The sequence below is a fragment of the Streptomyces bathyalis genome, assembly GCF_015910445.1.
Lineage (GTDB): Bacteria > Actinomycetota > Actinomycetes > Streptomycetales > Streptomycetaceae > Streptomyces > Streptomyces bathyalis.
The window spans coordinates 7,082,222-7,108,917 of the sequence record NZ_CP048882.1; the positions used below are offsets into that span (position 1 = coordinate 7,082,222).

The 26,696-nt window shown below is 70.3% G+C and carries 22 protein-coding genes; 13 read left to right on the forward strand and 9 right to left on the reverse strand.

The window, feature by feature from the left end:
* Positions 1 to 64 precede the first annotated feature (64 nt).
* From G4Z16_RS30795 to G4Z16_RS30825, 7 genes are all read left to right on the forward strand, one after another.
* Entirely contained in the window at positions 65 to 916 is an 852-nt protein-coding gene (locus G4Z16_RS30795; protein ID WP_197353836.1) for a HipA family kinase, read from the forward strand.
* Entirely contained in the window at positions 913 to 1,311 is a 399-nt protein-coding gene (locus tag G4Z16_RS30800; RefSeq protein WP_197353837.1) for a DUF3037 domain-containing protein, read from the forward strand. Before G4Z16_RS30795 ends, G4Z16_RS30800 begins: the two co-directional genes overlap by 4 nt.
* A gap of 112 nt (positions 1,312 to 1,423) precedes the next feature.
* Positions 1,424 to 2,185: a 3-oxoacyl-ACP reductase FabG gene (gene fabG / locus G4Z16_RS30805; RefSeq protein ID WP_197353838.1), complete on the forward strand. Its 762-nt coding sequence runs from the start codon at positions 1,424 to 1,426 to the stop codon at positions 2,183 to 2,185.
* 17 nt (positions 2,186 to 2,202) lie between these two features.
* Entirely contained in the window at positions 2,203 to 2,970 is a 768-nt protein-coding gene (locus G4Z16_RS30810; protein ID WP_197353839.1) for an SDR family oxidoreductase, read from the forward strand.
* A gap of 373 nt (positions 2,971 to 3,343) precedes the next feature.
* Complete coding sequence (locus tag G4Z16_RS30815) at positions 3,344 to 4,879, forward strand: ABC transporter substrate-binding protein (protein WP_246531156.1); 1,536 nt, start codon at positions 3,344 to 3,346, stop codon at positions 4,877 to 4,879.
* Between the two features lie 214 nt (positions 4,880 to 5,093).
* Complete coding sequence (gene ung / locus G4Z16_RS30820; protein WP_197355033.1) at positions 5,094 to 5,780, forward strand: uracil-DNA glycosylase; 687 nt, start codon at positions 5,094 to 5,096, stop codon at positions 5,778 to 5,780.
* Positions 5,781 to 5,863: 83 nt separating this feature from the next.
* Positions 5,864 to 6,337 carry a tetratricopeptide repeat protein gene (locus tag G4Z16_RS30825; protein ID WP_197353841.1) on the forward strand — a complete coding sequence of 158 codons (474 nt, stop codon included), beginning with the start codon at positions 5,864 to 5,866 and terminating at the stop codon, positions 6,335 to 6,337.
* Positions 6,338 to 6,431: 94 nt separating this feature from the next.
* Here the strand turns inward: G4Z16_RS30825 and G4Z16_RS30830 are convergent, their stop codons facing one another.
* A complete protein-coding gene (locus tag G4Z16_RS30830) occupies positions 6,432 to 7,049 on the reverse strand; it encodes a TetR/AcrR family transcriptional regulator (RefSeq protein ID WP_197353842.1) in 618 nt (205 codons plus the stop codon).
* 110 nt (positions 7,050 to 7,159) lie between these two features.
* Between G4Z16_RS30830 and G4Z16_RS30835 the strand changes: the two genes are divergently transcribed.
* The gene (locus G4Z16_RS30835) at positions 7,160 to 8,410 is read left to right on the forward strand and encodes an FAD-dependent monooxygenase (protein WP_197353843.1); all 1,251 of its coding nucleotides are present in this window, start codon (positions 7,160 to 7,162) and stop codon (positions 8,408 to 8,410) included.
* On the opposite strand, the gene lnt is transcribed toward G4Z16_RS30835, so the two are convergent.
* A complete protein-coding gene (lnt, locus tag G4Z16_RS30840; protein WP_197353844.1) occupies positions 8,390 to 9,994 on the reverse strand; it encodes an apolipoprotein N-acyltransferase in 1,605 nt (534 codons plus the stop codon). The two genes, G4Z16_RS30835 and lnt, sit on opposite strands and share 21 nt — an antisense overlap.
* A 156-nt stretch (positions 9,995 to 10,150) precedes the next feature.
* Between lnt and G4Z16_RS30845 the strand changes: the two genes are divergently transcribed.
* Positions 10,151 to 12,562 (forward strand): GH92 family glycosyl hydrolase, encoded by a 2,412-nt coding sequence (locus tag G4Z16_RS30845; RefSeq protein ID WP_197353845.1) that lies wholly within the window; start codon positions 10,151 to 10,153, stop codon positions 12,560 to 12,562.
* A gap of 79 nt (positions 12,563 to 12,641) precedes the next feature.
* Positions 12,642 to 14,387, forward strand: a complete 1,746-nt coding sequence (locus G4Z16_RS30850; RefSeq protein WP_197353846.1) for an IlvD/Edd family dehydratase — start codon at positions 12,642 to 12,644, stop codon at positions 14,385 to 14,387.
* 60 nt (positions 14,388 to 14,447) lie between these two features.
* Here the strand turns inward: G4Z16_RS30850 and G4Z16_RS30855 are convergent, their stop codons facing one another.
* The 7 genes from G4Z16_RS30855 to G4Z16_RS30885 form a co-directional block, all read right to left on the reverse strand.
* Entirely contained in the window at positions 14,448 to 15,878 is a 1,431-nt protein-coding gene (locus G4Z16_RS30855; protein ID WP_197353847.1) for a hypothetical protein, read from the reverse strand.
* Between the two features lie 70 nt (positions 15,879 to 15,948).
* Positions 15,949 to 17,427 (reverse strand): LCP family protein, encoded by a 1,479-nt coding sequence (locus G4Z16_RS30860; protein WP_197353848.1) that lies wholly within the window; start codon positions 17,425 to 17,427, stop codon positions 15,949 to 15,951.
* Between the two features lie 46 nt (positions 17,428 to 17,473).
* Positions 17,474 to 19,555, reverse strand: a complete 2,082-nt coding sequence (locus tag G4Z16_RS30865) for a bifunctional polysaccharide deacetylase/glycosyltransferase family 2 protein (protein ID WP_246531158.1) — start codon at positions 19,553 to 19,555, stop codon at positions 17,474 to 17,476.
* Positions 19,552 to 19,878, reverse strand: a complete 327-nt coding sequence (locus G4Z16_RS30870) for a hypothetical protein (protein ID WP_197353849.1) — start codon at positions 19,876 to 19,878, stop codon at positions 19,552 to 19,554. Before G4Z16_RS30870 ends, G4Z16_RS30865 begins: the two co-directional genes overlap by 4 nt.
* Before the next feature lie 1,241 nt (positions 19,879 to 21,119).
* A complete protein-coding gene (locus G4Z16_RS30875; protein WP_197353850.1) occupies positions 21,120 to 22,112 on the reverse strand; it encodes a DMT family transporter in 993 nt (330 codons plus the stop codon).
* Between the two features lie 159 nt (positions 22,113 to 22,271).
* Positions 22,272 to 23,159: an undecaprenyl-diphosphate phosphatase gene (locus tag G4Z16_RS30880; RefSeq protein WP_197353851.1), complete on the reverse strand. Its 888-nt coding sequence runs from the start codon at positions 23,157 to 23,159 to the stop codon at positions 22,272 to 22,274.
* 88 nt (positions 23,160 to 23,247) lie between these two features.
* Positions 23,248 to 24,003, reverse strand: a complete 756-nt coding sequence (locus G4Z16_RS30885; protein ID WP_246531159.1) for a TVP38/TMEM64 family protein — start codon at positions 24,001 to 24,003, stop codon at positions 23,248 to 23,250.
* A gap of 219 nt (positions 24,004 to 24,222) precedes the next feature.
* Between G4Z16_RS30885 and G4Z16_RS30890 the strand changes: the two genes are divergently transcribed.
* The 3 genes from G4Z16_RS30890 to G4Z16_RS30900 all read left to right on the forward strand — a co-directional run bounded on the left by G4Z16_RS30890 (position 24,223) and on the right by G4Z16_RS30900 (position 26,626).
* Positions 24,223 to 24,393 carry a hypothetical protein gene (locus G4Z16_RS30890; protein WP_197353852.1) on the forward strand — a complete coding sequence of 57 codons (171 nt, stop codon included), beginning with the start codon at positions 24,223 to 24,225 and terminating at the stop codon, positions 24,391 to 24,393.
* A gap of 106 nt (positions 24,394 to 24,499) precedes the next feature.
* The gene (tuf, locus tag G4Z16_RS30895) at positions 24,500 to 25,675 is read left to right on the forward strand and encodes an elongation factor Tu (protein WP_197353853.1); all 1,176 of its coding nucleotides are present in this window, start codon (positions 24,500 to 24,502) and stop codon (positions 25,673 to 25,675) included.
* A 102-nt stretch (positions 25,676 to 25,777) separates the two neighbouring features.
* Positions 25,778 to 26,626 carry a spermidine synthase gene (locus G4Z16_RS30900; protein ID WP_197353854.1) on the forward strand — a complete coding sequence of 283 codons (849 nt, stop codon included), beginning with the start codon at positions 25,778 to 25,780 and terminating at the stop codon, positions 26,624 to 26,626.
* Positions 26,627 to 26,696 lie beyond the last annotated feature (70 nt).

Here is a 26,696-nt window from a genome sequence, read left to right on the forward strand (position 1 = left end):
GCCCCGGGCCCGGGGCACCCGATTATCGGCGGTGCCGCGTGGGAGGGGCGGCTAGCCTGAGCGGATGCTGCGCGAAGTCACCGCCACCCGCTACGTCACCCCGCTGCGGGAGGGCGGTTCGCTGCCCGGGATCGTCGAGGCGGACGATCTCGGTACGTACGTCATGAAGTTCACCGGCGCCGGGCAGGGCCGCAAGACACTGGTGGCCGAGGTTCTCGCGGGCCGGCTCGCGCAGCTGCTGGGGCTGCGCGTCCCGGAGCTGGTGGGCATGCAGCTCGACCCGGTCATCGGCCTGAGCGAGCCCGACGAGGAGGTCCAGGACCTGCTCAAGGCCAGCGGCGGCCTCAACCTCGGCATGGACTTCCTTCCGGGTGCGCTGGGCCTGGACCCGCTGGCCTTCGCCGTCAGCCCGGCCGAAGCGGGCCGGGTCGTGTGGTTCGACGCACTGGTGGGGAACGTCGACCGGTCCTGGCGCAATCCGAACCTGCTCGTGTGGCACGGCGAGATGTGGCTCATCGACCATGGCGCCACGCTCGTCTGGCATCACAACTGGCCTTCGGCGACGGCCTCCTCGTCCAGTGCCTCCAAGCCGTACGACGCGTCCGACCATGTGCTCGCCCCCTTCGGACCGGACGTGGCCTCGGCGGCGGAGGAGCTGGCGCCCCGGGTGACCGGTGATCTCCTCGCCGAGTGCGCCGCCGCGGTCCCGGACGAATGGCTCGCGGACGAGCCGGGGTTCGCGGGGCCGGGCGAGCTGCGCGACGCGTATGTGAGGACGCTGTCCGCACGCGTCCCCGGGCTCCACGAGCGGATCACGATCGGCGAACCGAGCCGCGACGGCCCTTCGCGGGCGCCGGGGTGGCTGACCGGAGACCTGCCGCACGGGCGGCGCGGCGAGCGGAGCGCACGCCGGTGAACGGAGAGAAGGGCGCCGGGCGCGAGGTGTTCGAGTACGCGCTGCTGCGTGTGGTGCCGCGCGTGGAGCGGGGGGAGACGATGAACGCGGGCGTGGTCGTCTACTGCCGTGCCAGGTCGCTCGTCGTGGCCCGCACGCATCTGGACGAGCAAAGGCTGCGTGCGCTCGATCCGGGTGCGGACCTGGACGGCGTTCGTGCGGCGCTGCGGGCCGCCGAGGGCGTCTGTCACGGAGGGGACGCCGCCGGTCAGGCCGCGGACGAGGCGCCCGGCATCCGCTTCCGCTGGCTCGTCGCGCCGCGCAGCACGGTGGTGCAGCCGGGTCCCGTGCACACCGGGCTGACCAGTGACCCCGAGGCGGAGGCCGAGCGGCTGCTGGAGCTGCTGGTGCGGTGAATCTCATGTCCACGGGCACCCGTTGACAGCGGGTGCCGGGGCTCATAGCGTCACGACTGCCAGAAGGTACTAAGCGGTTGCTCACCAATCATCAGGGCGAGGAGAACTCAGCATGTCCACCACCGACCAGCGCGTCGCGATCGTCACCGGTGCGGCGCGGGGCATCGGCGCGGCCACAGCGGTACGGCTCGCGGCGGAGGGCCGCGCCGTAGCCGTGCTCGACCTCGAGGAGTCGGCCTGCAAGGAGACGGTCGAGAAGATCACAGCCGAGGGCGGCAAGGCCATCGCCGTGGGCTGCGACGTCTCCGACTCCGCGCAGGTGGACAGCGCAGTCGCGCGGGTCGTCGACGAACTCGGCCCGCCGACCGTGCTCGTGAACAACGCGGGCGTGCTGCGGGACAACCTGCTGTTCAAGATGAGCGATGCCGACTGGGACACGGTCATGAACGTGCACCTGCGCGGCGCCTTCCTGATGTCCCGCGCCTGCCAGAAGCACATGGTCGACGCCGGGTTCGGGCGGATCGTGAACCTTTCCTCCTCCTCGGCGCTCGGCAACCGCGGTCAGGTCAACTACGCCGCGGCCAAGGCCGGCATGCAGGGCTTCACCAAGACCCTCGCCAAGGAGCTGGGCAAGTTCGGCATCACCGCCAACTCCGTCGCCCCGGGCTTCATCGTCACCGACATGACCGCCGCCACCGCGGAGCGCGTCGGCATGGGCTTCGAGGACTTCCAGGCCGCCGCCGCCTCGCAGATCCCCGTGCAGCGCGTCGGCCGTCCCGAGGACATTGCCAACGCCATCGCATTCTTCAGTGGTGAGCAGGCAGGCTTCGTCTCCGGTCAGGTGCTGTACGTGGCCGGCGGCCCGCTCAACTGACCGGAGGGTCGAAGAACATGGCACAGGACGCAGCACAGCAGGACAGCGGTGAGGTCGCGATCGTCACCGGCGGCAGCCGGGGCATCGGGTACGGCGTCGCCGAGGCGCTGGTGGCCCGGGGGCACCGCGTGTGCATCACGGGCCGCAACGAGGACGCCCTCAAGGAGGCCGTCGCATCGCTCGGCCCGCATCGCGCGATGTACGCCGCCGGCAAGGCGCACGACGACGAGCACCGCCGGACCGCCGTCGAACAGGTCATGGAGGCCTACGGACGGATCGATCACCTCGTGAACAACGCGGGCACAAATCCGGTCTTCGGGCCGATCGCGGAGCTGGACCTGGGCGTGGCCCGCAAGGTCTTCGAGACCAACGTGATCTCCGCGCTCGGCTTCGCCCAGTCCACCTTCGCGGCGTGGCAGCGGGACAACGGCGGGACGATCGTCAACATCGCCTCCATTGCCGGAATGTCCGCTTCGCCCTTCATCGGGGCCTACGGCATCAGCAAGGCCGCGATGATCAATCTCACACAGCAGCTGGCTCACGAATTCGCGCCGACTGTGCGGGTCAACGCGGTCGCTCCGGCGGTCGTGAAGACGAAGTTCGCCGCGGCCCTCTACGAGGGGCGTGAGCAGGAAGCCGCCGCGCGATACCCGATGAACCGGCTGGGAGTGCCCGAGGACATCGGCGGGGCCGCGGCTTTCCTCACTTCCCCCGAATCGGCGTGGATCACCGGCCAGACTCTGGTCGTCGACGGCGGGCTCGCGCTCAACGCCGGAGTCGAGTAGCGATTTCCCGCCCTGTGCGCACCTCCCCCCTGGGGGAATTCGGGTGCCGGTCCGTCGCCGGACCGGCACCCGCAGTCATCGGAATGGCGCGCGTCTCGTTGGTAATTGACGAATGGTTGACCACTGCATGTTCGAGGGTCGGATGCTGAGGTAGGGTCTCTCTCGCCCATCGGCCAGCGGCTCCGCGTAGGGCGCCCCCGTACCTCCGTACGAAGGCGTGGAGAAAACGCTAGCGACGCTTCGACCGGCCGGCGGCGTTTTCCCTTTTGCAACTGCATCGGCAGTAGTGCCCCCCTCGCCGACTAGGAGCGCGCAGGTGTTCGACCGGAACGGACCTCTGAGGATCGCAGCGACCGTTGTCATATCAACGGCCATGGTCGCTGGGTGCAGTTCGATCTCGGGTGACGGCGGCAACGAGAAGCGCCGCGAGATCGTCACGGGGACCACCAGCGCGCCCAGCACTCTCGACCCGGCGGCGGCCTGGGACGGGTCGTGGGAGCTTTACAAGAACGTCTTCCAGACCCTGCTGTCCTTCCCCAGCAGCAGCTCCTCGCCGGAGCCCGATGCCGCCAAGCGCTGCGGCTTCACCGACTCCGCGAGCCGCGTCTACCGCTGCACCCTCAAGGAGGGGCTGAAGTTCTCCAACGGGAATCCGCTCGACGCGCGCGCGGTGAAGCATTCGGTCGACCGCGTCCTGGCGATCAAGGCGAAGTCCGGACCGCTCGGCCTGATGGGCAGCCTGGAGCGGACCGAGGCGCCCGACAAGCGCACCGTCGTCTTCCACCTGAAGAAGTCCGACGCCACATTCCCCTTCATCCTCGCCACCCCCGCGACGGCGATCGTCGACCCTGAGACCTACCCGGCGAAGAAGCTGCGCAAGGGCAGCAAGCTCGTGGGATCGGGCCCGTACTCGCTGAAGTCCTACAGCAAGGGCAAGAGGGCCGAGCTGACGAAGTACAACGGCTACCGCGGTCCCGCGAAGGCCAAGAACGACGTCGTCACCATCGAGTACTTCCAGGACTCCAAGAAGATGGTGACCGCGCTCAAGGACAAGAAGATCGATGTCGCATTCCGAGGGCTGACTCCGGATCAGGTCAGCGGTTTCCAGAAGTCGCAGGCGAACGGGAACCAGGAGGTGGAGCTGACCGAGCTCCTGGGTACCGAGATCAGCTATCTCGTCTTCAATCCGAAGGACCGGATGGCCGGAAACGCCGCCGTGCGCAAGGCCGTCGCCGAGCTGATCGACCGCAAGGCGCTCGTGCGCAACGTCTACAACCGCACGACCGACCCGCTGTACTCCATGGTCCCCGGCGGCATCACGGGCCACACCGCCGCCTACTACGACCGCTACGGCGACCCCTCCCGGGACAAGGCGAAGCAGACGCTGACCGAAGCCGGCATCAACAAGAAGGTGCCGCTCAAGCTCTGGTACACCACGGACCGCTACGGCTCCACGACTGGAGAAACGTTCGCCGAGCTCAAGCGCCAGCTCAACAAGTCCGGTCTGTTCGACGTCTCCGTCCAGGGCCGTCCCTGGTCCGAGTTCGTCGAGGGCTACAGCAAGGGAAAGTACCCGGTCTTCGGCCGTGGCTGGTTCCCAGACTTCCCGGACGCCGACAACTACGTCGCGCCGTTCGTGGGCAAGAACAACGCGCTCGCCACGCCGTACGACAACCGCGAGATCACAGACAAGCTGCTGCCCAAGTCGCGCAAGGAGAGCAACCGCGCCACCGCCAGCCGCGACTTCACCCAGGCACAGAAGATCATCGCGAAGGACGCGAGGCTGCTGCCGCTGTGGCAGGGCCGGGTGTACGTGGCCTCGCTCAAGGACGTGGCCGGGGTCGAATGGGTCCTCGACCCGTCCACGCTGCCGCGCCTGTGGGAGCTGCACAAGAAGTCCAGCTGGTAGACCGGCACCGGCCGGGAGCAGCGCCAGCCGTCTCGGCGGCGCGCTCTCCCGGCCTTCGTCGTTTCTGCGCCCTGCCCGCGACCGGGGCCCGGGTGCGGAGCTGCTGCCGTACGTTGGTGGCGGGTCCCGGCGGGAGTGTCAGTGGCAGCCAGTAGGTTCGTGGCGGCAAACGACGGAGCGCGAAGCCGCCGCGGAGGTACGAGAGTTGAACGACATGCTGGGCACCCTGCCGGACTCGTGGCAGCAGGCCCTCGGCGATGAGACCGGCAAGCCCTACTTCAAGGAGCTGGCCGAGTTCGTCGAGCAGGAGCGCGAGCGCGGTCCTGTCTACCCGCCGCGCGAGGAGGTCTTCGCCGCGCTGCACGCGACCCCCTACGACCGGGTGAAGGTGCTGATCCTGGGTCAGGATCCGTACCACGGTGAGGGCCAGGGGCACGGCCTGTGCTTCTCCGTGCGTCCCGGTGTCCGTACGCCCCCCTCACTGCGCAACATCTACAAGGAGATGCGCGACGACCTGGGCCACCCCGTTCCGGACAGCGGATATCTCATGCCCTGGGCCGAGCAGGGCGTGCTGCTCCTCAACGCGGTGCTGACCGTCAGGGCGGGGGAGGCCAACTCCCACAAGGGGAAGGGCTGGGAGACCTTCACGGACGCCGTCATCCGGGCCGTGGCGGCCCGGGAGACCCCCGCGGTGTTCGTGCTGTGGGGAAACCACGCCAAGAAGAAGCTTCCCCTCATCGACACCGAACGGCACACGGTGGTGCAGGGGGCGCACCCCTCACCGCTCTCGGCGCGTAAGTTCTTCGGCTCCCGCCCCTTCAGTCTGATCGACGAAGCGGTCGCCGCCGCGGGCCACCCACCCGTCGACTGGCGCATCCCGGAGTCCGGCGCACGCGCCTGAGCGGGATTGTCAGTGCCTGCGGCTAGCGTCGTCGTTGCAGGTGGCAGCAGCACCCGGTGGGCGTGTGGAGGAGGAGTGCCGTGATGGAGCCGCAGCAGGAGACGTCCCCGGACGGGGTCCTGGTCCGGATCGGGCAGGCGATCATGCTCCACCGCGCCGGCGACCGGGAGGAGGCGCGCAACCGCCTCGCGCTGCTGTGGTCGGAGACGACAGGCGAGGGCGACCTCTTCCATCGCTGCACCATCGCGCACTACATGGCGGACACCCAGGACGACCCCGGTGCCGAACTGGAGTGGGACCGCCGCGCGCTGGCTGCTGCGGACGCGCTCACCGACGATGAGGTCGAGTGGGGAGAGCACTCGCTGGCCGTGCGCTCCCTCTACCCGTCGCTGTATCTCAACCTCGCCGCGGACCACGCAAAGCTGGGGGACAGCGGTGCCGCACGCCGTGAACTGCGGCGTGCGCAGGGCGCGCTGGGCTCCCTGGCCGACGACGAGTACGGCGCGGGCATCAGGGCCGCGGTAGGAAGGCTGGAGACCCGGCTGGGGCCGGTCTGACCGTCGTTCGCGTTTCGCACCGGAGAGCATCGGGGCCCTGATGTTCCCGGCCCCGTCCCGTCGGCCGCCACGGCGTCGGGGCTCACGCCGGGGCTCAGCCCTCTTGTCGTGCAGGGAGGTCGCCGAGCATTCCCTGGAGCAACTCCCGGAGCCCGGTGCGCAGTTGATCCAGGGTCGGGACCTCCTCGGCGTAGGAACCGGCGGTGCACGAGAAGAGCATGCCGTCGCACCAAGCGACCAGGGACAGCGTGTGCCGCGCCGGTTCGGCCGACCCGGCGCGACTCAGCATCGCCATGAGCGGCTCACGGAAGGCGCTCGTGCCGGTGCGCACATACATCTCCCGCAGCTCCGGCCGCCGTGTGATCTCCAGCGCCAGTTCGTACCGTGCGATGAGCAGCGAGGGGTCGCGCGTGAGGTAGCGGTGCATGGCCAGCGCCAGCCCGTCCGCGAGTTCGTCGGCGTTCTCCCCGCGCGGCATCTCCTCGAGCGAGATCACCTGAGACTCGCGAACGGCCAGGCGCCGCACGGCCGCCTCGATCAGTGCCGCCCGCGTACGGGCGTGATTGGAGGTCGAACCCTGCGGAAGGCCGGCCGCCTCGTCCACTGCCCGGTGGGTCAGCGCACGCAACCCGCCCCCCGCCAGAAGAGAGATGGCGGCGTCGGCGATCACCTCGGAGCGGGGGGTCGGGGGAGAGGAACGGGGCGCGGTCATGGCAGCAAATGTACGACGGGGCCGCCGCGGTGATCCCGGAACTACACCCGTAGTACACTACGGGTGTAGTGACCGAGTGACGGTCATCCGACGGAGAAGGAGACCGCAGCATGTCCGAGTCCCGCTCCCAGCCCAGCGCACTCGTCATCGGAGCCGGCATCGGCGGGCTCACGGCTGCCGTCGCACTGCATCAGCAGGGGGGGCGGGTCACCGTCCTCGAACGGGCACCAGCCATCGAAGCCGTGGGCGCGGGCCTGGGGCTGACGCCCAACTCGCTTCGGGCGCTGGACATGATCGGTCTCGGAGACACCGTCAGGTCCATGCGCGCGTGGACCGCCGAGGGAGGGCTGCGCACACCGTCCGGGCGGTGGCTGTCCCATACGAGCCAGGACGCCGCGGCCGCCCGCTTCAAAGGCCCGTTCGTGGCGCTGCACAGGGCCACGTTGATATCGCTGCTCCACTCCCGGCTGCCCGCGGGAGCGGTACGCACGGACGCTGCGGCGGAGGTCGCGGACCCCGGCCACGCCGACCGGCGAGCCCGGGTGCGCAGCGGTGCCCAGGAGTGGGAGGCGGACCTCGTCGTCGCGGCCGACGGCGTCCACTCCCCGGCGCGTTCCGTCCTCTTCCCCGGATCGCCCGGTCCCCGGTACGCGGGTTTCACGGCCTGGCGGCTCGTCGTCCCGGCACCCGAAGTGGCGTACGCGCCGCACGAGACGTGGGGCCGCGGCGTCCTGTGGGGCACGCAGCCGCTGCACGACGGACGCGTCTACGCCTACGCCGCGGCGGCGGTACCGGCCGGGCAGCGCGCGCCGGACGGCGAACTCGCGGAGCTGCGGCGCCGGTTCGGCGCATGGCACGATCCGGTGCCCGCGATTCTCGACGCCGCCGGACCGGGCGATGTGCTGCGCAACGACGTCCACCAGGCGGCGGCGCCGCTACCCGCCTACCACCGCGGGCGTGTGGCCCTCCTCGGCGACGCCGCCCACGCCATGCCTCCGACGCTCGGTCAGGGCGGCAACCAGGCCGTCGAGGACGCCGTCGTACTCGCTCATCACGTCGCGCAGAGAGCGGACGTTCCCGACGCGGTGGCTGCCTACACCCGTGACCGGCTGCCCCGTACCAGCGAGGTGGTCCGGCGCGCTATCAGGGTCGGCCGGCTCGTCACCCTGACGTCCGCTCCCGCCTGTGCCCTGCGCGATGCCGCGGTGGCTGCGGTCAACCGGCTGGGCCCGCACCTGGCGCTGCGCGCGCTCGACGGGATCGCCGACTGGAGCCCGCCGGGACACCAGGACACCTCCGGCTCACGGGACAGCTCGAGTGACGGCCGCGAGGACGGCGCGTCAGCGGCGCGCGGAGGGTGAGGAGTCGGAGCGCCCCGGTTCATCCGTGTCCCGCCGCCTGCGGCCGCGCAGTGCGCGGGCCGCCGTCACCGCCCCGTAGACCGCCAGCGCGGCGAGCGCCGCGTGGACGATCCAGTCGCCGGTGCGGAGGTAGAGCGTGGTGCCGGTGGCCAGCGGCACCGAGTAGATCTCGCTGGTGCTGCGGTCGGTGCCGAGCCAGGGGCCGAGTCGTTCACCGCGCGGCCCGTACACGGCGCTGATGCCGGTGAGGGTGGCGTGCACTATCGGCCGCCCGGTCTCGGCCGCGCGCAGCGCGCCCAGCGAGGCGTGCTGCGCCGGTGCCCAACTGTCCTGGAACGTCGAGGTGGAGGACTGGGTGATGATCAACCCTGCTCCGTCGAGGGCCAGTTGACGGCTCATGTCGGGGAAGGCGCTCTCGAAGCACACCAGCGGCCCGAACTTCACGCCCGCCGCCTGCATCATCACGGGGCCGTCGCCGCGCAGCCGGTCCTCGCCCGCCGCCCTGCCCACCGACGTGGCCCAGCCGAGCAGGGACCGGGCGGGGACGTACTCGCCGAAGGGCACCAGGCGGGTCTTGTCGTAGCGCTTGCCGATCGGACCGTCCGGGCTGATGAGCACCGAACTCTTGTAGATGCCGGGCCGGTCGGAGCGGCGCGCGTCCACATTGACCAGGATGCGTGCGCCGACCTGCGCGGAGAGATCCGCCAGTTGCTCGCGCAGCCGGGGATGGGCGCCCAGGTCGAAGCTGACGCTGCTCTCGCCCCACACGATCAGATCCATCTTCCGGCCCTCGAGCCGGCGGGTCAGCTCCTCGCTGCGCTCCAGCCGGGCGCGTTGGCCCTTGACCACTCCGGGCTGGATGACGGCGACGCGCATCTTCCCGCCCGTGTGCGGCTTCGGCGCCCAGGCCCACGCCGCGGCGAGAGCACCACCGCACACGGCGAGGGCCGCGGCAGCGGCGGTCACCGATGTCAGGGACATTGCCGGACGGCCGGCACCACGTGCGAGGAGGAGCGCCGCCGCAGCCGCCAGGGCCGTGTTCGCAGCCACCAGCACGAAGCTGACCAGCCACACACCGCCCACGGACGCCAGCCGCAGCGCGGGCCCGATCTGCCACTGGCTCGCGCCGAGCAGCCCCCACGGTCCCCCCAAGTACTCCCAGGAACGGACCAGTTCGGCGAAGAGCCAGCCCGATGGCACCAGTACGACGGCCGCCGCCACGCTGCCCGGCCCCGGACTCCCGCCCAGCAGCCGTCTCACCAGCCATCCCCACGGCGCCCACAACAGCCCCAGCAGCGCCGCCAGTACGAAGAGGAAGACATGCAGGCTCGGCAGCAGCCAGTGGTGCACGGCGAGCATGAAACCCGTACCTCCGGCCCAGCCCGCCACCAGCGCCTGCCCGTCGGTGGCGGCCCCACGTACGAGCAGCAGCCACGGCACCAGCGCCACCCACGCGAGCCACCACAGAGACGGTTCCGGAAAGGCGAACGCAGGCAGCGCACCCGCGAGCGCCGCCGACACCGGACGTACCCAGCGGGAGGCGCGCCTCCCGGCAAGCCGGTCGTCCTCATGTCCTGCGGCCATGTGTCGCCTCCACCGTCCGGTCACCGGATCACCGACTGTGCGGAGGGCTTCCCCGGCGGGGAAGGGCGCATGCACCGGAGGGGACCGTACGGATTGTTGTGACCTGGGGCATAGACAGCCGCCGACGCGGTGGCAACGCTGGGCCGTTCGACAACGATGTCCCGGTCGGAGGCCCAGGTGCTACGAGCGAAACGGATCCGGACCCTGCTGGGTCTGGCCACCGCGACGCTCTGTGCGGGTCTCGTCGGGGCCTCTCCGCCCGCTGCCCCGTGCGCGGGAGGCGAGACGTACGCGGGCTCCGTCAAGGACCCTGCCGCGTTCGTCGACCCTTTCATAGGCACCCGCAACGAAGGCAACGCTTTCCCGGGTGCCGCCGTCCCGTTCGGGAAGGTGCAGCTCTCACCCGACACCACCGGCAGCAGCACCGGCTACGACTGGGACGACGACCGCATCCGCGGCTTCTCCTCCGTCCACCTCTCCGGGGTGGGGTGCGGCATCGGCGGTGACCTGCCGGTCATGCCGACCACCGGCGACATCACCAGCACGGACAACAATGACTACGCCTCCGGCTTCCGCCACGGGAACGAGAGCGCCTCACCCGGCTCGTACAAGGTCGCCCTCGACGACTACGGCGGCACGAAGGCGGAGCTGACCGCGGACAAGCACACCGGGCACCAGCGCTACACCTTTCCCGCCACCGGTAAGGCGAACGTGCTGCTCAACTCCGGCCAGGCGCTGCACAAGGTCACCGACAGCTCGGTTCGCGTCCTCGACGAGCGGACCATCGCCGCCAGAGTCACTGGAAGCGGCTTCTGCCAGGGCACCGAGCCCTACACCGTATGGGCCGTGACCCGTTTCGACCGGCCGTTCGACTCCCATGGCACATGGGACGGCGACAAGGTCACGGCAGGCGGCGAGTCCTCGGCGGGAGGCGGGCGGCGCGGGGCCTACGCCCGCTTCGACACCCGGGGCGGCGACCGCGACGTGGAGGCGGTGACGTCGCTGTCCTACGTCGACGCCGAGGGCGCCGCGCGCAATCTCGACGCGGAAGGCGACCGTTCCTTCGACGAGACCCGCGACGCCGCCCGCCGGGCCTGGCAGGAGCGGCTGAGCAGCGTACGGGTGAGCGGTGGCAGCGAGGCGCGCCTGCGGGTCTTCTACTCCTCGCTCTACCGGGCGCTGCTGCACCCCAACACGGGTGAGGACGTCGACCGGCGCTACCGGGGCTGGGACCAGAAGATCCACCACTCGAAGGGGCACACCTACTACCAGAACTGGTCATTGTGGGACACCTACCGCACCCAGGCGCAGCTGCTCGCGCTCGTCGCCCCCCGCGAGTCCCGTGACATGGCGCTCTCGCTGCTGGACGTGGACGAACAGGGCGGCTGGCTGCCCCGGTGGGGCTACGCCACGCGGGAGACGAACATCATGGCCGGTGACCCGGTCACGCCGTTCCTCACGAACGCCTACCAGCAAGGACTGCTCAAGGGCGACGAAGAGCGCGCCTACCGGGCGCTGAAGAAGAACGCCGACGGTGTACCGCCCGCGGATTCCCCCTATTTGGGACGGATGGCCAACAAGGAGTACATCAAGGACGGATACATCCCGCACGAGCCCGGAAGGAAACGGGTAAAACCAGGCAGTCCCGACTTCAAGCACAGCGGCTCGGCCACCCTCGAATACGCGACAGCCGACGCCGCGCTCGCCCAGATGGCACGTGATCTCGGTCACACGGCCGACGCCGACCGCTATGCCGAGCGCTCCCGCAACTACCGCAACATCATCGACCCCGGCACGGGGTTCTTCCGCGCCCGCAAGGCCGACGGCACCTTCGACGGGCCCACCGACCCGTCCAGGAGCGAGGGCTTCCACGAGGGGACGCCCTGGCAGTACATGTGGATGGTCCCGCAGGACGTTCCGGGTCTGATGTCCCGTACCGGCGGACGCGAAGCCACCGAGAAACGCCTGGACTCCTTCTTCGCCTACGACCAACTCGCCGAGGACCCGCGGAAGACGGCGAGCGACGTGTGGGTCGACAGCCCCTACGACTACTACGACTCCGACAAGTACAACCCGCAGAACGAGCACGACCTCATCGCGCCGTACACCTACCTCTCCACCGGGTCCCCCTGGAAGACCACCGACGTCGTCGACGCCGCGCTGTGCCGCTTCACCGACTCCCCGGACGGGGTCACCGGCAACGACGACCTGGGCACCATGTCGTCGTGGATGGTGCTCTCGGCCATGGGCATCTTCCCGGTGGCCCCGGGCACGGACACCTGGGGTCTGAACACCCCGGCGTTCGAGCGCGTGGACCTGACCCTTGACCGTGAGATGTATCCGAACGGGCACTTCACCATCCGTGCGCCGCGAGGAGACTCCGCGGACCGCTACATACGCTCGGCGTCCGCCAACGGCTCGGAGATCTCCCGTACTTGGATCAGCACGGAGGACATTCGCCGTGGCCGCTCCCTCGACTTCCGGCTCGGCACGGAGCCCTCGAAATGGGGTACCGGTAAGCAGGACGCGCCACCCCCGCTCGGGCAGCGGGACGAACACGACCGTTGACCCGGCGGACAACCGCACACCAAGATCGCAGTTGACCCGGGGGCCGTCATGCAACGAGCAGCAGCACCAGGGAGTGAGCATGAGCAGCAACGACGGAGCCGCCCGACGCAGCGCGGCCTGGTTCGCCGCGGAGGGCCGCAACGGCTTCATCCACCGGTCCTGGATGCGCAACCAGGGATTCGGCCCCGAGGTCTTCGACGGGCGGCCCGTGATCGGCATCGGCAACAGCTGGTCCGAACTCACCCCCTGCAACGCCCACTTGCGCGACGTGGCGGAGGCGGTCAAGCGCGGCGTGTGGGAGGCCGGCGGGCTGCCGCTGGAGTTCAACACCATGTCGCTCGGCGAACCGCTCATGCGCCCCACCACGATGCTCTACCGCAATCTGATGGCGATGGAGGTCGAGGAGACCCTGCGGGCCAACCCCCTCGACGGTGTGGTGCTGCTCTCCGGCTGCGACAAGACGACGCCGGCCATGCTGATGGGCGCCGCGAGCGTCGACATCCCGTCGATCATGGTGACCGGCGGACCGATGCTCAACGGCAAGTTCCGCGGCAGGGACATCGGTTCCGGCACCGCGGTGTGGAAGCTCAGCGAGGAGATGCGCGCGGGCAAGCTCACGGAGGAGGACCTCCGTGAGGCGGAGGGCTGCATGTCGCGCAGCCGCGGCCACTGCATGACGATGGGCACCGCCTCGACGATGGCGTGCATGGCAGAGAGCCTGGGCATGCAGATGTCCGGTGGCGCCGCCATCCCCGCCGTCGACGCCAGGCGTTACGTCCTGGCGCAGGCGTCCGGCCGGCGTGCCGTCGAGCTCGTCGAGCAGGATCTGCGGCCCTCCCAGGTGCTCACGCGCGAAGCCTTCGAGAACGCGATCCGTGTGAACGCGGCCCTCGGCGGCTCGACCAACGCGGTGGTGCACCTGCTCGCCCTCGCGGGCCGCGTCGGAGTGCCCCTGGAACTCGGCGAGTTCGATGAGCTGACGGCCCAAGTCCCGGTACTGGCCGACATGATGCCCTCCGGCCGCTTCCTGATGGAGGACTTCTACTACGCGGGGGGCCTCCCCGTCGTGATGCGTGAACTGGGAGACCTCATCCACCGGGAGTCTGTCACCGTCACGGGACGGGCCATCGGCGAGGAGATCGCCGACGCGGAGTGCTACAACCGCGAAGTCATCCGCACGGTCGCCGAGCCGTTCATGCCCGCGGGAGCGGGAACCGTCGTGCTGTACGGCAGCCTGTGCCCCGACGGGGCGGTGCTGAAGGTCTCCGCGGCCGACCCGGAGCTGCTCAACCACCGCGGGAAGGCCCTCGTCTTCGACCGCGTCGAGGACTACACGGCCGCGGCCGACGACCCGGAGCTGCCGGTCGACCGGTCCACCGTCATCGTCGTGCGCAACGCAGGGCCCAAGGGCTACCCGGGCTTCCCCGAGGTGGGAAACGTTCCCGTGCCGAAGAAGCTGCTGGAGGCAGGCATCGAGGACGTCGTGCGCATCAGTGACGCGCGCATGAGCGGCACCGGGTACGGCACGTGCGTCCTGCACGTCGCCCCCGAGGCGGCCGTCGGCGGGCCCCTCGCCCTTGTACGGACGGGGGACACCGTCGAACTCGACGTCCCGGGGCGGAGGCTCGACGTGTGCGTGGACGAGGCCGAACTCGCCACCCGGGCCAAGGAAGTTGCGGCCAACCGGGACACCGAGGACGAGGGCCGGGCGCGGCGCGGCTGGGCGAAGCTGTACACCGACCACGTCATGCAGGCCGACCGCGGCGCCGACCTGGACTTCCTCACGGGCGCCGGCGGCAGCGAGGTGCCCCGGCACTCACACTGACGCCTCGGCATCGGCGCCCCCGGGGCGGGGCGCCGACTTCCGTGCAGCGGCGGGGAGTTGTCAGCCCGCTGCCGCCTGCTCCCCCGGAGCGGCCGTGAGGGAGGCGAGCCGGTCCCGTACGTCGCGCACCGCACCCGGCCTGCGCCCCGGAGCCAGCTCCCTCAGCTCCGCCAGCTGCACGCCGAGGGGGTAGGCCTGCGCGGGGTCGGTGACCTGGTGCCAGCAGTGGTGGGCGCGGTCGACGGCGCCGAAGACCTCGACCGCGTCGGTGGCCTGACCGCGCTGGAGCCGTACGGCGGCAGCCTGCAGCCACAGGGTGCAGGCCCGGCCGGCGTCACCCGCCTGGTGGGCGAGGTCGGCCCGCACCTCCACCCAGTGGACGGCCTCCTTGGAGTGCGGGCCCGAGGCGCGCAGGGCGGCCGTCTCCCACTGGGCCGCCATCGTCGCCGCCTCGCTGTGCCGGCCCTCACGGGCTGCCTGGTAGATGGCGTCGTGCACGCCGGCGGGCACATCCGCGGGCGCCTCGTCGTCCGTGCCGGGCGGCGGCGCCTCGGGCGCGGAGGCGTCGGGTTGCGCGGGCCCTGCTCCCGGAGCCTGAGGGGTCGGTGCGGCACGGGTGGGCGCGGGCGGGGGCGACGACGGACGGGGAGGCACCGCCGGCGCTGCGGGTGCCGGGAGGGGCGTGACGGTCGCGGCAGTGAACTCGACCGGGGGCGGCCCCACGGGTGTTGCGGGTGCTGGCACCGAAGCGGGCGGCGCCGCGGCTCCGGGTGCCGGAGCGGGCACGTACCCCGTCCCGGAGGAGGCGGGGGAGGGGCCGGTGCCGAGCAGCATCCGCTCGGTGTCACCGAAGCCGAAACCTGCCTGATGCAACGTGAGTTGGTGCAGCTCGTCCAGGGGCGGCCGCACCCGGCTCACGCGCAGGACCGCGGCAAGGGCGCGGCTGTACTCCGGAGCGGACGTCCCTCGCCTGGCGGGCGGCGCCGAGAGCGACCCGTACAGCACCAGTCCGCCCGCGAGGTGATGCTGCGAACGCCGCTGCCACATCATCTCGTCGGCGACCAGGTCGGCGATGACGGCGGTGAGCCCCGGGGGTCTGCGCCCGAACTCCGCCGACAGCCAGTGCCAGGGCAGGCCCGTGTAGCGCACGGAGCGCGGCGTGGAGCGTGTCAGGGCCAGATGCGGCAGATGCTCACGCGAGTCGAGCATGAGCTGACCCGACAGATAGACCAGCAGCGGCCCGTCGTGCGCAGCGGCCGTACGCAGGTGTGACAGCACGGTGTTGGGGTCGCCGGGGTCGGCGAGCTGGACGACGCTGCCCGTTCCGGTGCCGAGCAGAACCGACGGGTGAGTCGCGGCCAGCGCCGGAAGGGCCTCGGTGGCGGAGACCGCCGGGTGTCTGCCCGGCGGAGTGGCCGCCACCAGCAATCCGTAGCCCCGCCCCGCCTGTTCGCCGTCCGTGCCGTGCTCGTGCCGCGCCCCGTACCCCATGTCAGCACCGTATCTGCTGACTTGCCCGTCTGCTCCCCGTGGGCCACCGTCAACGGGCCCCGGAACGGGGTCACTTGTTGGTCACGGTGACCGGCCGGTCCTCCTTCAGCTGGGAGAAGAGCTTCTTCGCCTCCACGGCGTTCCAGCGCAGCGCGCTGCCCTTCGACGTCGCGATGCCGCCCGCCGTGGGCACGTTGACCTGCTTCCCGCCTCCCTTGGAGACGCCCTGGACGGATTGGAACATGCTGGTCAGCGCCCGCATGCTCATGTCCTGGTCGACGACGAGAGTGTCCAGTCCCGCGCTGAGCGCCGGATACATGTCGGACGGGTTGAGCATCGTGCGCGGCGAAGTCGCCTTCTTCGCAAGGGCGGAGAGGAACTTCTGCTGGTTCTGCGTACGGCCGAGGTCGCCCTTGGCCTCCTGGTGGCGCTGCCGCACGAAGGCGAGAGCCTCCGCCCCGTTGAGGTTCTGGCAGCCCCGCCGCAGGTCGGCGCCCGAGTCCTCGTCCTTGATGTCCCGCTCGATGCACATCGGCACACCGCCGACGGCATCGACAATCTTGACGAACCCGGCGAACCCGATCTCGGCGTAGTGGTCGATGCGCAGACCGGTGTTGTGCTCGATCGTGGATATCAGCAGTTCCGGACCGCCCAGCGAGAAGGCCGCGTTGAGCTTGTTCTTCGCGGCCTTCGACGTCTTCCCCGTGGACGGGCGCTTGTAGCCGGGGACGGTCACCCACGAGTCGCGGGGGAGACTCATCATGGTCGTGCCGTTCTCGCCCTTGTGCATGAGGATCATCGAGTCGGTGCGGCGCCCGCCGAAGACACCGGTCTTCAGCTTCTTCCTGTCCGCCTCGGAGAGTCCCTCACGGCTGTCGGAGCCCACGATGAGGTAGTTGGTGCCCTTGCCGGGGGGCGGACGGTCGGTGAACTTGTTGAGGTCCACGTCGCGTTGGAGCTTCGTCTCGGCCCAGGCGAACGTGCCGCCGGAGCCGGCGAGGATCGTGGCGAGCAGCACCACGGCCGCCCGTCTGAGCGGCCGGCGGCGCTTGGGGCGGCGCGGCGCGCGCGGGGGAGTGGGGCCGAAGCGGGAGTTGTTCTCCCGTGAGGGCGGCCCGCCGCCCGGGCCTCCGGTCCCGACGCGCCCTCCGGTCCTGCCCGGTCCGCCCGGGCCCGACGGTCCTCCCGGGCCTGAGGGTCTGCCGGGCTGCGGGCCCTGCGCGGGGCGCGGCACCGGGGTATATGCCGGCACCGTCGCGGGACGTCCCACCGGTTCCGTACGTGACCGCGCCACTTCGCCCTTGATCGTGTCCCTGGTCTCCCAGGAGGGCCGCAGCGGCTGGTCCGAGTTCTGGCGTGACGGGCCCCGGACGTTCACCGGGTCCGAGACCGCCCACCCCTGGCCGGTTCCGGCCCAGCCGTGGACGCTCGAGCCCTCGGGTCCGTACTGCCGCCACTCGCCTGCCAACTCGGCGGTGTGGCCCGGAGAATCCCCCTGGGACGCGTCCGGCGTCCCACCCTCGGCCCACTGGTCAAGTGGGTCCCTCATGGTCCGACTCTCCTTCGATCACGTCGATTCGGTCAGATGCGGTCGTTCACTTCGAGAGGAGACTCTTGCGCTCCACCGGTTCGCTGAGCAGGTACTCGTCGGCAGTGCCCGAGCGGTTCATGCGCTGCCACTTGAGCCGGTTGCCGAGCATGGCGGTCACCACCGACTGGATGATGACCAGATACAGCAACTGCCTGTAGACGAACAGCTGGAGCGGCAGCGCCCACAGCTCGCGCATCCGCTCCTTGTCCAGCCGCAGGGCGTACGCGGCCGTGACCAGCTGGACGGCCATGAAGCCGAGCCAGACGCTCACCGCCTGTGCCGGGTCGCGGAAGAAGATGCCGTACAGGAAGAAGACGTCGACGACCGGTGCGAAGAGCGGCAGCGCTATCTGGAAGAGAGCCAGATAGCTCAGGCCCCTGCGGCCGAAGCGCCCGGCCGGGCCGACCTCCAGGACGGCACGGCGGTGCTTCCACATGGACTGGAGCGTGCCGTAACACCAGCGGTACCGCTGCCGCCACAACTGCCCCAGGCTTCCCGGCACTTCGGTCCAGGCGATGGCCGACTCCTCGTAGACCACGCGCCATCCGGCCCGCCACAGAGCCATCGTCAGGTCGGTGTCCTCGGCAAGGGTGTCGTCGCTGACGCCCCCGATGCCCATCAACGCGTCCCTGCGGAAGGCACCGATGGCACCGGGAACGGTCGGCATGCACTCCAGGACCTCGAACATCCTGCGGTCCAGGTTGAACCCGAAGACGTACTCCAGGTGCTGCCATCTGCCCAGCAGCCTGGTCCTGTTGCCGACCTTGGTGTTGCCGCTCACCGCGCCGATCGCCGGGTGGGCGAGCGGCTGGATGAGCCGGTAGAGGGCGTCCGGCTCGAAGACCGTGTCGGCGTCCACCATCACGACGATGTCGTGACGCGCGTAGCCGAGACCGGTGTTGAGCGCGCCCGGCTTGCCCGCGTTGGGCTGCCGCACGACCGTCACGCGCGGGTCGCGGACGCCCTCGGCGATCTGCGCGGTCCGGTCCGTGGAGCCGTCGTCGATGACGATGACCTGGAGGTAGGGATGCGTCGAGGCCAGAAGCGAACGGATGGTTGCCTCGATCCCGGCCTCCTCGTTGTGCGCCGGGACCAGGACAGTGACAGGTTCGTTCACCTCCCGCAGCCACGGCGAGCCCGGACGGAACCTCTGCAGGCGCCTCATGTGGACCCGGGCGAACAGCACGAGCATCAGCAGCCGCAGCACACCGAGGCCACCGGCGATGCCCAGCGCCCATGCCATGGCACTGGTGAAGAAGCTGCCCAGGGTGCGCGCCCATATCAGTCCCTCACCCCGCAGCCGGTCGGCCGCGGACACCGTCGTCATCGCTGACTGCTGCCCCAGCCCCCCTGTGACGGTAGTGAACTTCTTGACGTTCCGGTTGCGGAGCAACTGCTCAGCTTCGTGATAACCGAGGTCGGTATGGCTGTACTGCCGTATCACTCCCTGAGAGGGCTTGCGGGACTTCTTGTCGGTGGCGACGAGGAGATAGCCCTGGTCGGCGCTGCGCTGCGCCGCGGTCCACTCCTTGCCGCACATCGTGTCCGCCGCCTTGGTGTGGGGAAGGCGCAGAAGTCCCGTGTTGACGCCGGCGGTGCCCGCGAGCGCGGTCTGCGTCAGCGAGAGCTCCAACTGGGAGCGGACGGGCGAGGCGATGCCCAGGTCACCGCCCGTGTAGGTGTACGAGCCGATCTCGTGGCCCTCGGCGTGGATGCGCCGCACGAGTTCGGGATGCCTGGTGGCCTGCGATCCGTAGATGAAGAATGTGGCCTTGGCGTGGTGGCTGCGCAGCAGGTCGAGGATGCGCGGAGTCCACCGCGGATCCGGGCCGCCGTTGAAGGTGAGCGCGGCCGTGCGGGCAGGCATGGCCGCGGTCTCGACCTTCGTCCCGGACAGCCGCAGCACCGGGTCCCCGTTGTCGGCGGCGCGCGGTATCGGCGTGGTGCACGGGGCCTTGGTGCGTGCGGCGTCGACCTCGTGGTTCGTCCAGCCCTCGAAGAGCAGGGCAGCCGTCACCACGGGCAGGAAGAGCAGAAGCAGCAACCAGTGCCCGCGGGGGTCTCGGCGCAGCGCGTGCCGGCTCACCTGGTCGCGCCGCCGGGACGGGCCGAGGAATCACCAGGCGTGGGGGTGGTCTTGGCGGGGTTGTCGTCGCTGTAGGGGGTGGGGGGTGTGGTCTTGCGGTCGGGCCCGGTCGAGGCCTTGGGGTCGTGGGGGGAGGACGAATTGTGGGGGGAGGCTGAGCGGGCCGGGAAGTGTGCACCCGCCGGTACGTCGGAGTCGTCCTGTGAGGAGCTGCTCGGCAGCGGCTCGTCCATGCGCGGGGGGTTGTCCCCGGCAGGCTGCACACCACCGAAAACAGCTACGAAGAGCGCCATGTACCCGGTGCAGGCGGTCCCGACGGTCACTGCCGCATATCGGACGAGTCTTCTTCGCCGACCTGAACTGGCAATGAATATCGGGTTATTCCCGTCTGCACGCCTCCGTCGGCTGTGGTTCATGGATCGCATGGGGCGTGAGTGTAGCTAGCCGAGAACGCGAGCGACCCGGAAAGATTCAGTAATCCCCCTGTGAACTGTGTCGCCCTCGTCGGGGGCCGGTCCAGCAGCCTTCGGAATCTCATGGTCCACCACTCCTGATCGGATGGTCGGTGATGGTCGGTCTTCCCCCGGTTCCCCTGATGGCATGATGCCGCTCTTCAGCGGCGGTGTACTCGGGCTGTACCGGGAGGGGCTTGTCCTCACCGCAGGGACGACGGGAGGACAGGTGGCGCGGAAATCCGCCCCGGCGTGGTCACAGGGCGTTCCGGACGGGGGGCCGGCGAGGATCCGCCGCCCTGTGCGAAGCGCCTCGAGGACGGCGGAAACCCCAGGTGGGGGCGGCTATTGGGCCTTGTGGCGAGTCCGTCCGCCCGACGCACCGTCAGCTACCGAAGCGCAGAAGGCGGCCTTGCCGTTCTGTCCTTTTCACGGCGACTCGTCATGTCCTTGGCGCGACACGAATCGGCCCCTCCCGCGCAGGACATTGGCTTGATCTGCTCGCTGCGTACCGGCCGGTCACCCTCACCATGTATAGCTGCGAGTGCGGGCTGAATTCCACAGGGAACTTGCGAATTCAGCGCGTAACCGCCCTTGCGTAAATGGGCTTTTGTTTGCCTCATTCGCCGACCAATTGCGTGGGCGCGAATGAAGTGGAATCTTCCTCTGAAACACGACATTCGGCGCGCACTTCGACGTGCCCGTCCGGCCCCGATGGTGACTATGAACACGGTGTAAAGATTCTGTGACCACGATGCTCTCCGCGAGCATGCACGAGGTCGCTGCGGGACATCGCCGGCCGCCGGAAAGGCGTGGGGGTCGTGGCGGTGCCGTCGGTCGGCGGACGGTGCGCCGGTATTGCGGTCAGGGGAGCGCGCGCAAGGACGTCACCCCGAGGATTGCGACCTCCGGGCGCCCGCTCCGGGGTGTGCCGGTCGAGCGCGAAACCGGTGCCAACGGCCATGAGAGCAAGCCCGGATGGCGTGAGGGAGCGTGCGTCCACTCGCCCGGCACCGCACACCGGCGGTCCAACTGCCGCGTACCGGCAGTGACATGCGGCCGGACCGTCACGGCCAGGCACATCCCCGCCGGCGCTACTGCGCGGTCGCCCGTCAGCGGCGAGAGGCCGGCGGTCGCGTGCTCGCCCGTACGGGCGGCATCCGCACCACCGCCTGATGCACCGCTCCGGACAACCGCCCGGGGGCGCGGATGACGACCGGCCCGGGGCCTTCCGCCGGCACCTGAGGCGGCCTGGACGGCCTGAGCCGGTGTCCGGCGCTGTCGGCCGCGAGCACGGCGAGCCCCCAGGCCGTGACCGCTCCGGCCACGAGTGCCCCGACGGCGCCCGCGATCCCGAAGCGGAAGCCCTCGCCGAGCATCACGATGCCCACGGCGGCCGCGAAGGCGGGGTTGACCACGGTCGTCGTCGCCAGTGGTGCGGCCAGCCCGCCGCCCCGGTAGGAGGACTGCGAAGCGGCCAGGCCGACCGCGGCGAGAACCCCGATCAGGACCATCAGCGGCGCCGTGGACATCAGACCCGGCAGGGTGGGACTCCAGCTGTCCGCAACCGTCTTGATGAACACCGAGGCCGCCCCGTAGGCCACGCCCGCCGCGGCCGCGAGCGTGACGGACCTCAGCATCGGCACCTTCCGCCCGGCGGTCGTCGCCGTGACCAGCAGCAGGGCGAGCAGGCACGCCACGGCCACCGTCAGGCCGATCTGACCCGCTCCGCCGAGGCCGCGCACAGGCGTCGAACCCGTGAGAACCAGGAGCACCGCCAGCCCGCCCGAGACGATGAAGATGCCGTGCCACGCCGAGGCGCTCACCGTCCGTCTGACGAGCACGGCCGCCAGCGGGGCCGCCAGTACCAGCGTGAGGACGCCGAGAGGCTGCACGACGGTCAGAGGGCCCAGACTCAATGCACCCACGTGGAGAATGGCGCCCAGGCTGTTCAGCGCCACCGCTCCCCACCACCGGCGCGAGCGGAGGAGCCCGTACCGGCTGGGCCGTGTGGTCGCCGCGATGCGCTCCTGGACGATGGCCGCGGTGGCGTAGCAGAACGCCGAGACCAGCGACAGCAGCACCGCTGCCAGGAGGGCGTTCACGGACGATCCAGGTGGAATTCCCGCATCCGGTTCATACCGTCAACGATGCCTCGTGTCCGGCGCCATGTCCTCGTCCGGCAGGTGAGTCCTGCCGTACGGCCTCAGGAGTACACCCGCCGATGCGTGTGCACCGCACGTCTTACCTTCGGCTGCCCGGGCTCAGCCGGACGAGACACCCCCGGACGAGGCGCCCTCGTTCGGGGTGAGGGTGCCCGTGGCGACGAGCACGAGAATGGCGATGCCGAGCACCACGCGGTAGATCACGAAGGGCATGAAGCTGCGGGTCGAGATGTAGCTCATGAACCAGGCGATCACCGCGTAGGCCACCACGAAGGCGAGAACCGTCGCGAAGATGGTCGGCCCCCAGGAGACGTGCCCTTCGCCGATCTCCGTCAGCTCCAGAAAGCCCGAGGCCATCACGGCCGGGATCGCGAGCAGGAAGGAGTAGCGGGCGGCGGCCTCCCGGGTGTAGCCCATGAAGAGCCCGCCGCTGATGGTGGCGCCCGACCTCGAGACGCCGGGAACCAGTGCGAGAGCCTGCGCGCAGCCGTAGAGCAGACCGTCCTTGACGTTCAGTTCCTCGATCGTCTTGCGCGGGCGGGCCCTCTTGCCCTTCCCGGAGCGTCCGCCCTGTGCGGCGAGCCTGTCGGCGATGCCGAGGATGATGCCGAGGACGATCAGCGTCGTCGCGATGAGCCGCAGGTCCCGGAACGGGCCCTCGATCTGGTCTTTGAACAGCAGCCCGAGCACGCCGATCGGGATCGAGCCGACGATGACGAGCCAGCCCAGCTCCGCGTCGTGGTCGCGCCGCATGCTGCGGTCGACCAGGGAACGGCACCAGGCGGAGATGATGCGCCCGATGTCCTTGCGGAAGTAGATGATGACCGCAGCTTCGGTGCCGATCTGAGTGACGGCGGTGAAGGCGGCGCCCGGGTCCTGCCAGCCGGCGAAGGCCGCGGTGAGCCGAAGGTGGGCGCTGGAGGAGATCGGGAGAAATTCGGTCAGTCCCTGGACGAGCCCGAGAATGAACGATTCGAACCAAGACATCTTCTCTGACCCGTCCTCGCCGCGGCAATGATCACGCGGAGCAGACTACAGCCACACGGATGACGGGTGAGCGGGGGGTGATGAGCCCTCAGGAGCGTGAGGCGCCTTGCTTGTAGAGGGTCTTCGCCGCGCATCCCGCGGGCTCGTTGCCCAGCACATGCCGCTTGCGCCAGGCCAGCACGGCGCCTCCCAGACCGGAGAGCGCGATGAAGCCGAAGGCGGCGAGGAAGACGGGCGAGGTGGGCGCCGTGGCGTGGCTGCCGGCGATCACATAAGCGGCCGTGTTGGGGACGACGCCCAGTGCCGTCGCGGCCAGGAAGGCCGTCCATCCCATGCGGGAGACGGCGGCGCCGTAATTGGAAGCCGCGAAGGGAACGCCGGGGAGAAGTCTGATCACCAGCATCGAACGGAAGCCGTGCCGGCTCAGTTGACGGTCGACGGCGGTCACCCAGCGGGCCCGCAGCAGCGGACGCAATGCGTCCTGCCCGAGGACGCGGCCGAGACCGAAGGCGAGACCGGAGCCGATGACGGTACCTACGACGGCGGCGACCGTTCCGGCCTGCGTGCCGAAGAGTGCGCCCGCAGCGACGTTGAGGACCGGACGCGGGACGAAAGCGGCGGTGCACAGCCCGTAGGCCACGGTGAAGAAGAAACCCGCGAGACCGCCCGAGAGATGCGCGGGCAGCCCATGGGTGACGAACCGCTGCGGCTCGTACACCAGCATCGATATCCCCGCCGCGCACAGCAGCACAAGGAGTACTGCGAGCCGGCACCTCGGGGAGAGCAGCGCCTGCGCCAGTCGGCTGGGGAGACCGTCTGACTGCTGCGTGGAGGGGACGGACACGCGGCGAGCGTAACTGACGAATGTGATCGCCCGCCGGGCGAGAAGCACATCGCTTCTCCCCGGAACGGTCACCTCCGCGTCCGAACAACTCGAGTGACCCTGTCGGAGGCACCGCTCCCAGCGGCGACTTCGCAACTCCCTGACGGGGGCGCCGACGCGTTCGTCGGCACGGAGAAAAATCAGTCGACGTACGGCCGTTGGGGCGCAACCATCAAGGTCATGTTCCGGCAGACCCACCACATGGCACGGCCCGCGGCAGCGGGCGTGCTCAGGGCTGCCGTTTCCTCGCTCTTCCCGGACGCACGGCTCATCGCCGCCGCCGCTGCTTCAGCCACCGACACCGCGCTGGCAGCCGCTGCCGCAGTGGCCGCCGACGGCGCCCGAGGCTGACCCTTCCCGGATCGCTCCGAGGACCCCGCAGGGGGAGGGTCGGCCGATCCGAGGGGTCCCGGCCTTCACCGCGCCTTGTCACGGCGCGCAGCAGACGAGGAAGAACATGGCCAAGCAGGCTTATGTGCGCACCAAACCGCATCTGAACATCGGCACCATGGGGCACGTCGACCACGGCAAGACGACGCTCACCGCCGCCATCACCAAGGTCCTCAGCGACCGCGGCACCGGCACTTTCGTGCCGTTCGACCGCATCGACAAGGCGCCCGAGGAGGCGGCTCGCGGCATCACCATCACCATCGCGCACGTCGAGTACGAGACCGGGACCAGGCACTACGCGCATGTCGACATGCCAGGTCACGCGGACTTCATCAAGAACATGGTCACCGGCGCGGCGCAGCTGGACGGCGCGATCCTGGTCGTCTCCGCCGTCGACGGAGTCATGCCGCAGACCGCGGAGCACGTGCTGCTGGCGCGGCAGGTCGGCGTCGAGCACATCGTCGTCGCACTGAACAAGGCGGACGCCGGGGAGGAGGAACTGACCGAGCTGGTCGAGCTGGAGGTCCGCGAGCTCCTGAGCGCTCACGGCTACGCCGGCGACACCCTCCCGGTCGTACGCGTCTCCGGACTGCGTGCGCTGGAGGGCGACCCGCGCTGGACGGCCTCGATCGAGGCGCTGCTGGACGCCGTGGACACCTACGTCCCCGACCCCGAGCGGCACCTGGCCGCGCCGTTCCTGCTGCCCGTGGAGAACGTGCTGACGATCACCGGACGCGGCACCGTCGTCACCGGCGCGGTCGAACGCGGCACCGTGCGCGTCGGCGACAAGGTGGAGGTGCTCGGGGCGGGCACAGAGACGGTCGTGACCGGCGTCGAGACCTTCGGCAAACCCATGGAGGAGGCCCAGGCCGGGGACAGCGTCGCGCTCCTGCTGCGCGGCGTGCCCCGGGACGCGGTACGCCGGGGGCACATCGTCGCCGTCCCCGGCAGTCTCGCACCGCGCCGCCGCTTCACGGCCCGGGTCCGTCTGCTCCCCACGCGGGACGGCGGGCGGCGCACCCCGGTGCACAGCGGCTACCGGCCGCAGTTCTACCTGCGCACGGCGGACGTGGTCGGCGAGGTCACCCTCGGCACGGACGGCATCGCTCTGCCCGGTGAGACCGTGACGCTCGACGTCGAGCTGGGCCACGAGGTCCCGCTGGAGCCGGGCCTCGGCTTCGCGGTACGTGAGGGCGGCCGCACGGTCGGCGCGGGAACGGTCGTCAGCGTCGGGGAGGAGTGAACGGGACGGAGGCCGGGCCCGGCCCGGGGCCCGCGTGATGCCCGGCCCGGACGTGCGGAGGCGGACTGCCCTGCACGTCCGGGCCGGAGCCACAATGGCCTGGTGGACGACGAGCCGATACCCGTGACGCGCGCCGTTCAAGGCGGCACCGCAAAGCTGCTGCCCGACATCGACCACGAGGGCGGCTGGCTGCTCACGGTCGACGGCGCGCCCCAGTCCTATGTCGACCTGCGCGATCCGACGTACCTGGAATTCGAGTACGCCCGCCGGATCGCCCACGTACTGGATCTGGCGGCACCGCCCGAACAGGCCCTGGACGTCGTGCACTTGGGCGGCGGCGCGCTCACGCTGCCCCGGTACGTGTCGGCGACCCGTCCCGGATCCCGGCAGCGCGTCGCCGACACCGACGAGGCGCTGCTCGCCTTCGTCGAGGAGTATCTGCCGCTGGAGCCCGGCGCCGGGATCTCCGTGGCGGCACAGGACGCCCGCGCCTTCCTCGACGCTTCGCCCGCCGCGTCCGCGGACGTCGTGATAGCCGATGTCTACGGCGGAGCGCATGTGCCGGCGCATCTGACCACCGTCACCTATGCGCAGGCCGTACGCCGCGTACTGCGGGAGGACGGCGTCTGCGTCGTCAATGTGGCCGACGCCGCGCCCTTCCGCTTCGCCGGTTCCCAAGTCGCCACGTTCCGTACGGCCTTCGAGCACATGTGCCTCGTTGCCGAGCCCTCCGTGCTGCGCGGTCGGCGCTTCGGCAACATCGTGCTGGTCGGCTCGCACGAGCCCTTCCCCGTGGACGCGCTCGCCCGCAGAACGGCCTCGGACATCTTTCCCGCACGGGTCGAACACGGCGCGGGGCTGGCGCGCCTCACCGGCGGGGCCGCACCCGTCCAGGACGGCGACGCGGCGCCCTCACCGGAACCGCCCGACGGCGCCTTCACCATCGGCTGAGGACAGCGGGACGGTAGCAAGGAGGACGACTCCCCTGGCCAGGAGCAGTTACTGAGTGGTAACATCTGGC

Bases quoted from the DNA above. Each gene is read 5' to 3' on its own strand.
- ung (WP_197355033.1), top strand. From the start codon at position 5,094: ATGCTGGGCACCCTGCCGGACTCGTGGCAGCAGGCCCTCGGCGATGAG.
- G4Z16_RS30835 (WP_197353843.1), top strand. From the start codon at position 7,160: ATGTCCGAGTCCCGCTCCCAGCCCAGCGCACTCGTCATCGGAGCCGGC.
- G4Z16_RS30855 (WP_197353847.1), bottom strand. From the start codon at position 15,878: ATGGGGTACGGGGCGCGGCACGAGCACGGCACGGACGGCGAACAGGCG.
- G4Z16_RS30815 (WP_246531156.1), top strand. From the start codon at position 3,344: ATGGTCGCTGGGTGCAGTTCGATCTCGGGTGACGGCGGCAACGAGAAG.
- G4Z16_RS30860 (WP_197353848.1), bottom strand. From the start codon at position 17,427: ATGAGGGACCCACTTGACCAGTGGGCCGAGGGTGGGACGCCGGACGCG.
- lnt (WP_197353844.1), bottom strand. From the start codon at position 9,994: ATGGCCGCAGGACATGAGGACGACCGGCTTGCCGGGAGGCGCGCCTCC.
- G4Z16_RS30850 (WP_197353846.1), top strand. From the start codon at position 12,642: ATGAGCAGCAACGACGGAGCCGCCCGACGCAGCGCGGCCTGGTTCGCC.
- G4Z16_RS30795 (WP_197353836.1), top strand. From the start codon at position 65: ATGCTGCGCGAAGTCACCGCCACCCGCTACGTCACCCCGCTGCGGGAG.
- G4Z16_RS30830 (WP_197353842.1), bottom strand. From the start codon at position 7,049: ATGACCGCGCCCCGTTCCTCTCCCCCGACCCCCCGCTCCGAGGTGATC.
- G4Z16_RS30880 (WP_197353851.1), bottom strand. From the start codon at position 23,159: ATGTCTTGGTTCGAATCGTTCATTCTCGGGCTCGTCCAGGGACTGACC.
- tuf (WP_197353853.1), top strand. From the start codon at position 24,500: ATGGCCAAGCAGGCTTATGTGCGCACCAAACCGCATCTGAACATCGGC.
- G4Z16_RS30825 (WP_197353841.1), top strand. From the start codon at position 5,864: ATGGAGCCGCAGCAGGAGACGTCCCCGGACGGGGTCCTGGTCCGGATC.
- G4Z16_RS30810 (WP_197353839.1), top strand. From the start codon at position 2,203: ATGGCACAGGACGCAGCACAGCAGGACAGCGGTGAGGTCGCGATCGTC.
- G4Z16_RS30845 (WP_197353845.1), top strand. From the start codon at position 10,151: ATGTCCCGGTCGGAGGCCCAGGTGCTACGAGCGAAACGGATCCGGACC.
- G4Z16_RS30890 (WP_197353852.1), top strand. From the start codon at position 24,223: ATGTTCCGGCAGACCCACCACATGGCACGGCCCGCGGCAGCGGGCGTG.
- fabG (WP_197353838.1), top strand. From the start codon at position 1,424: ATGTCCACCACCGACCAGCGCGTCGCGATCGTCACCGGTGCGGCGCGG.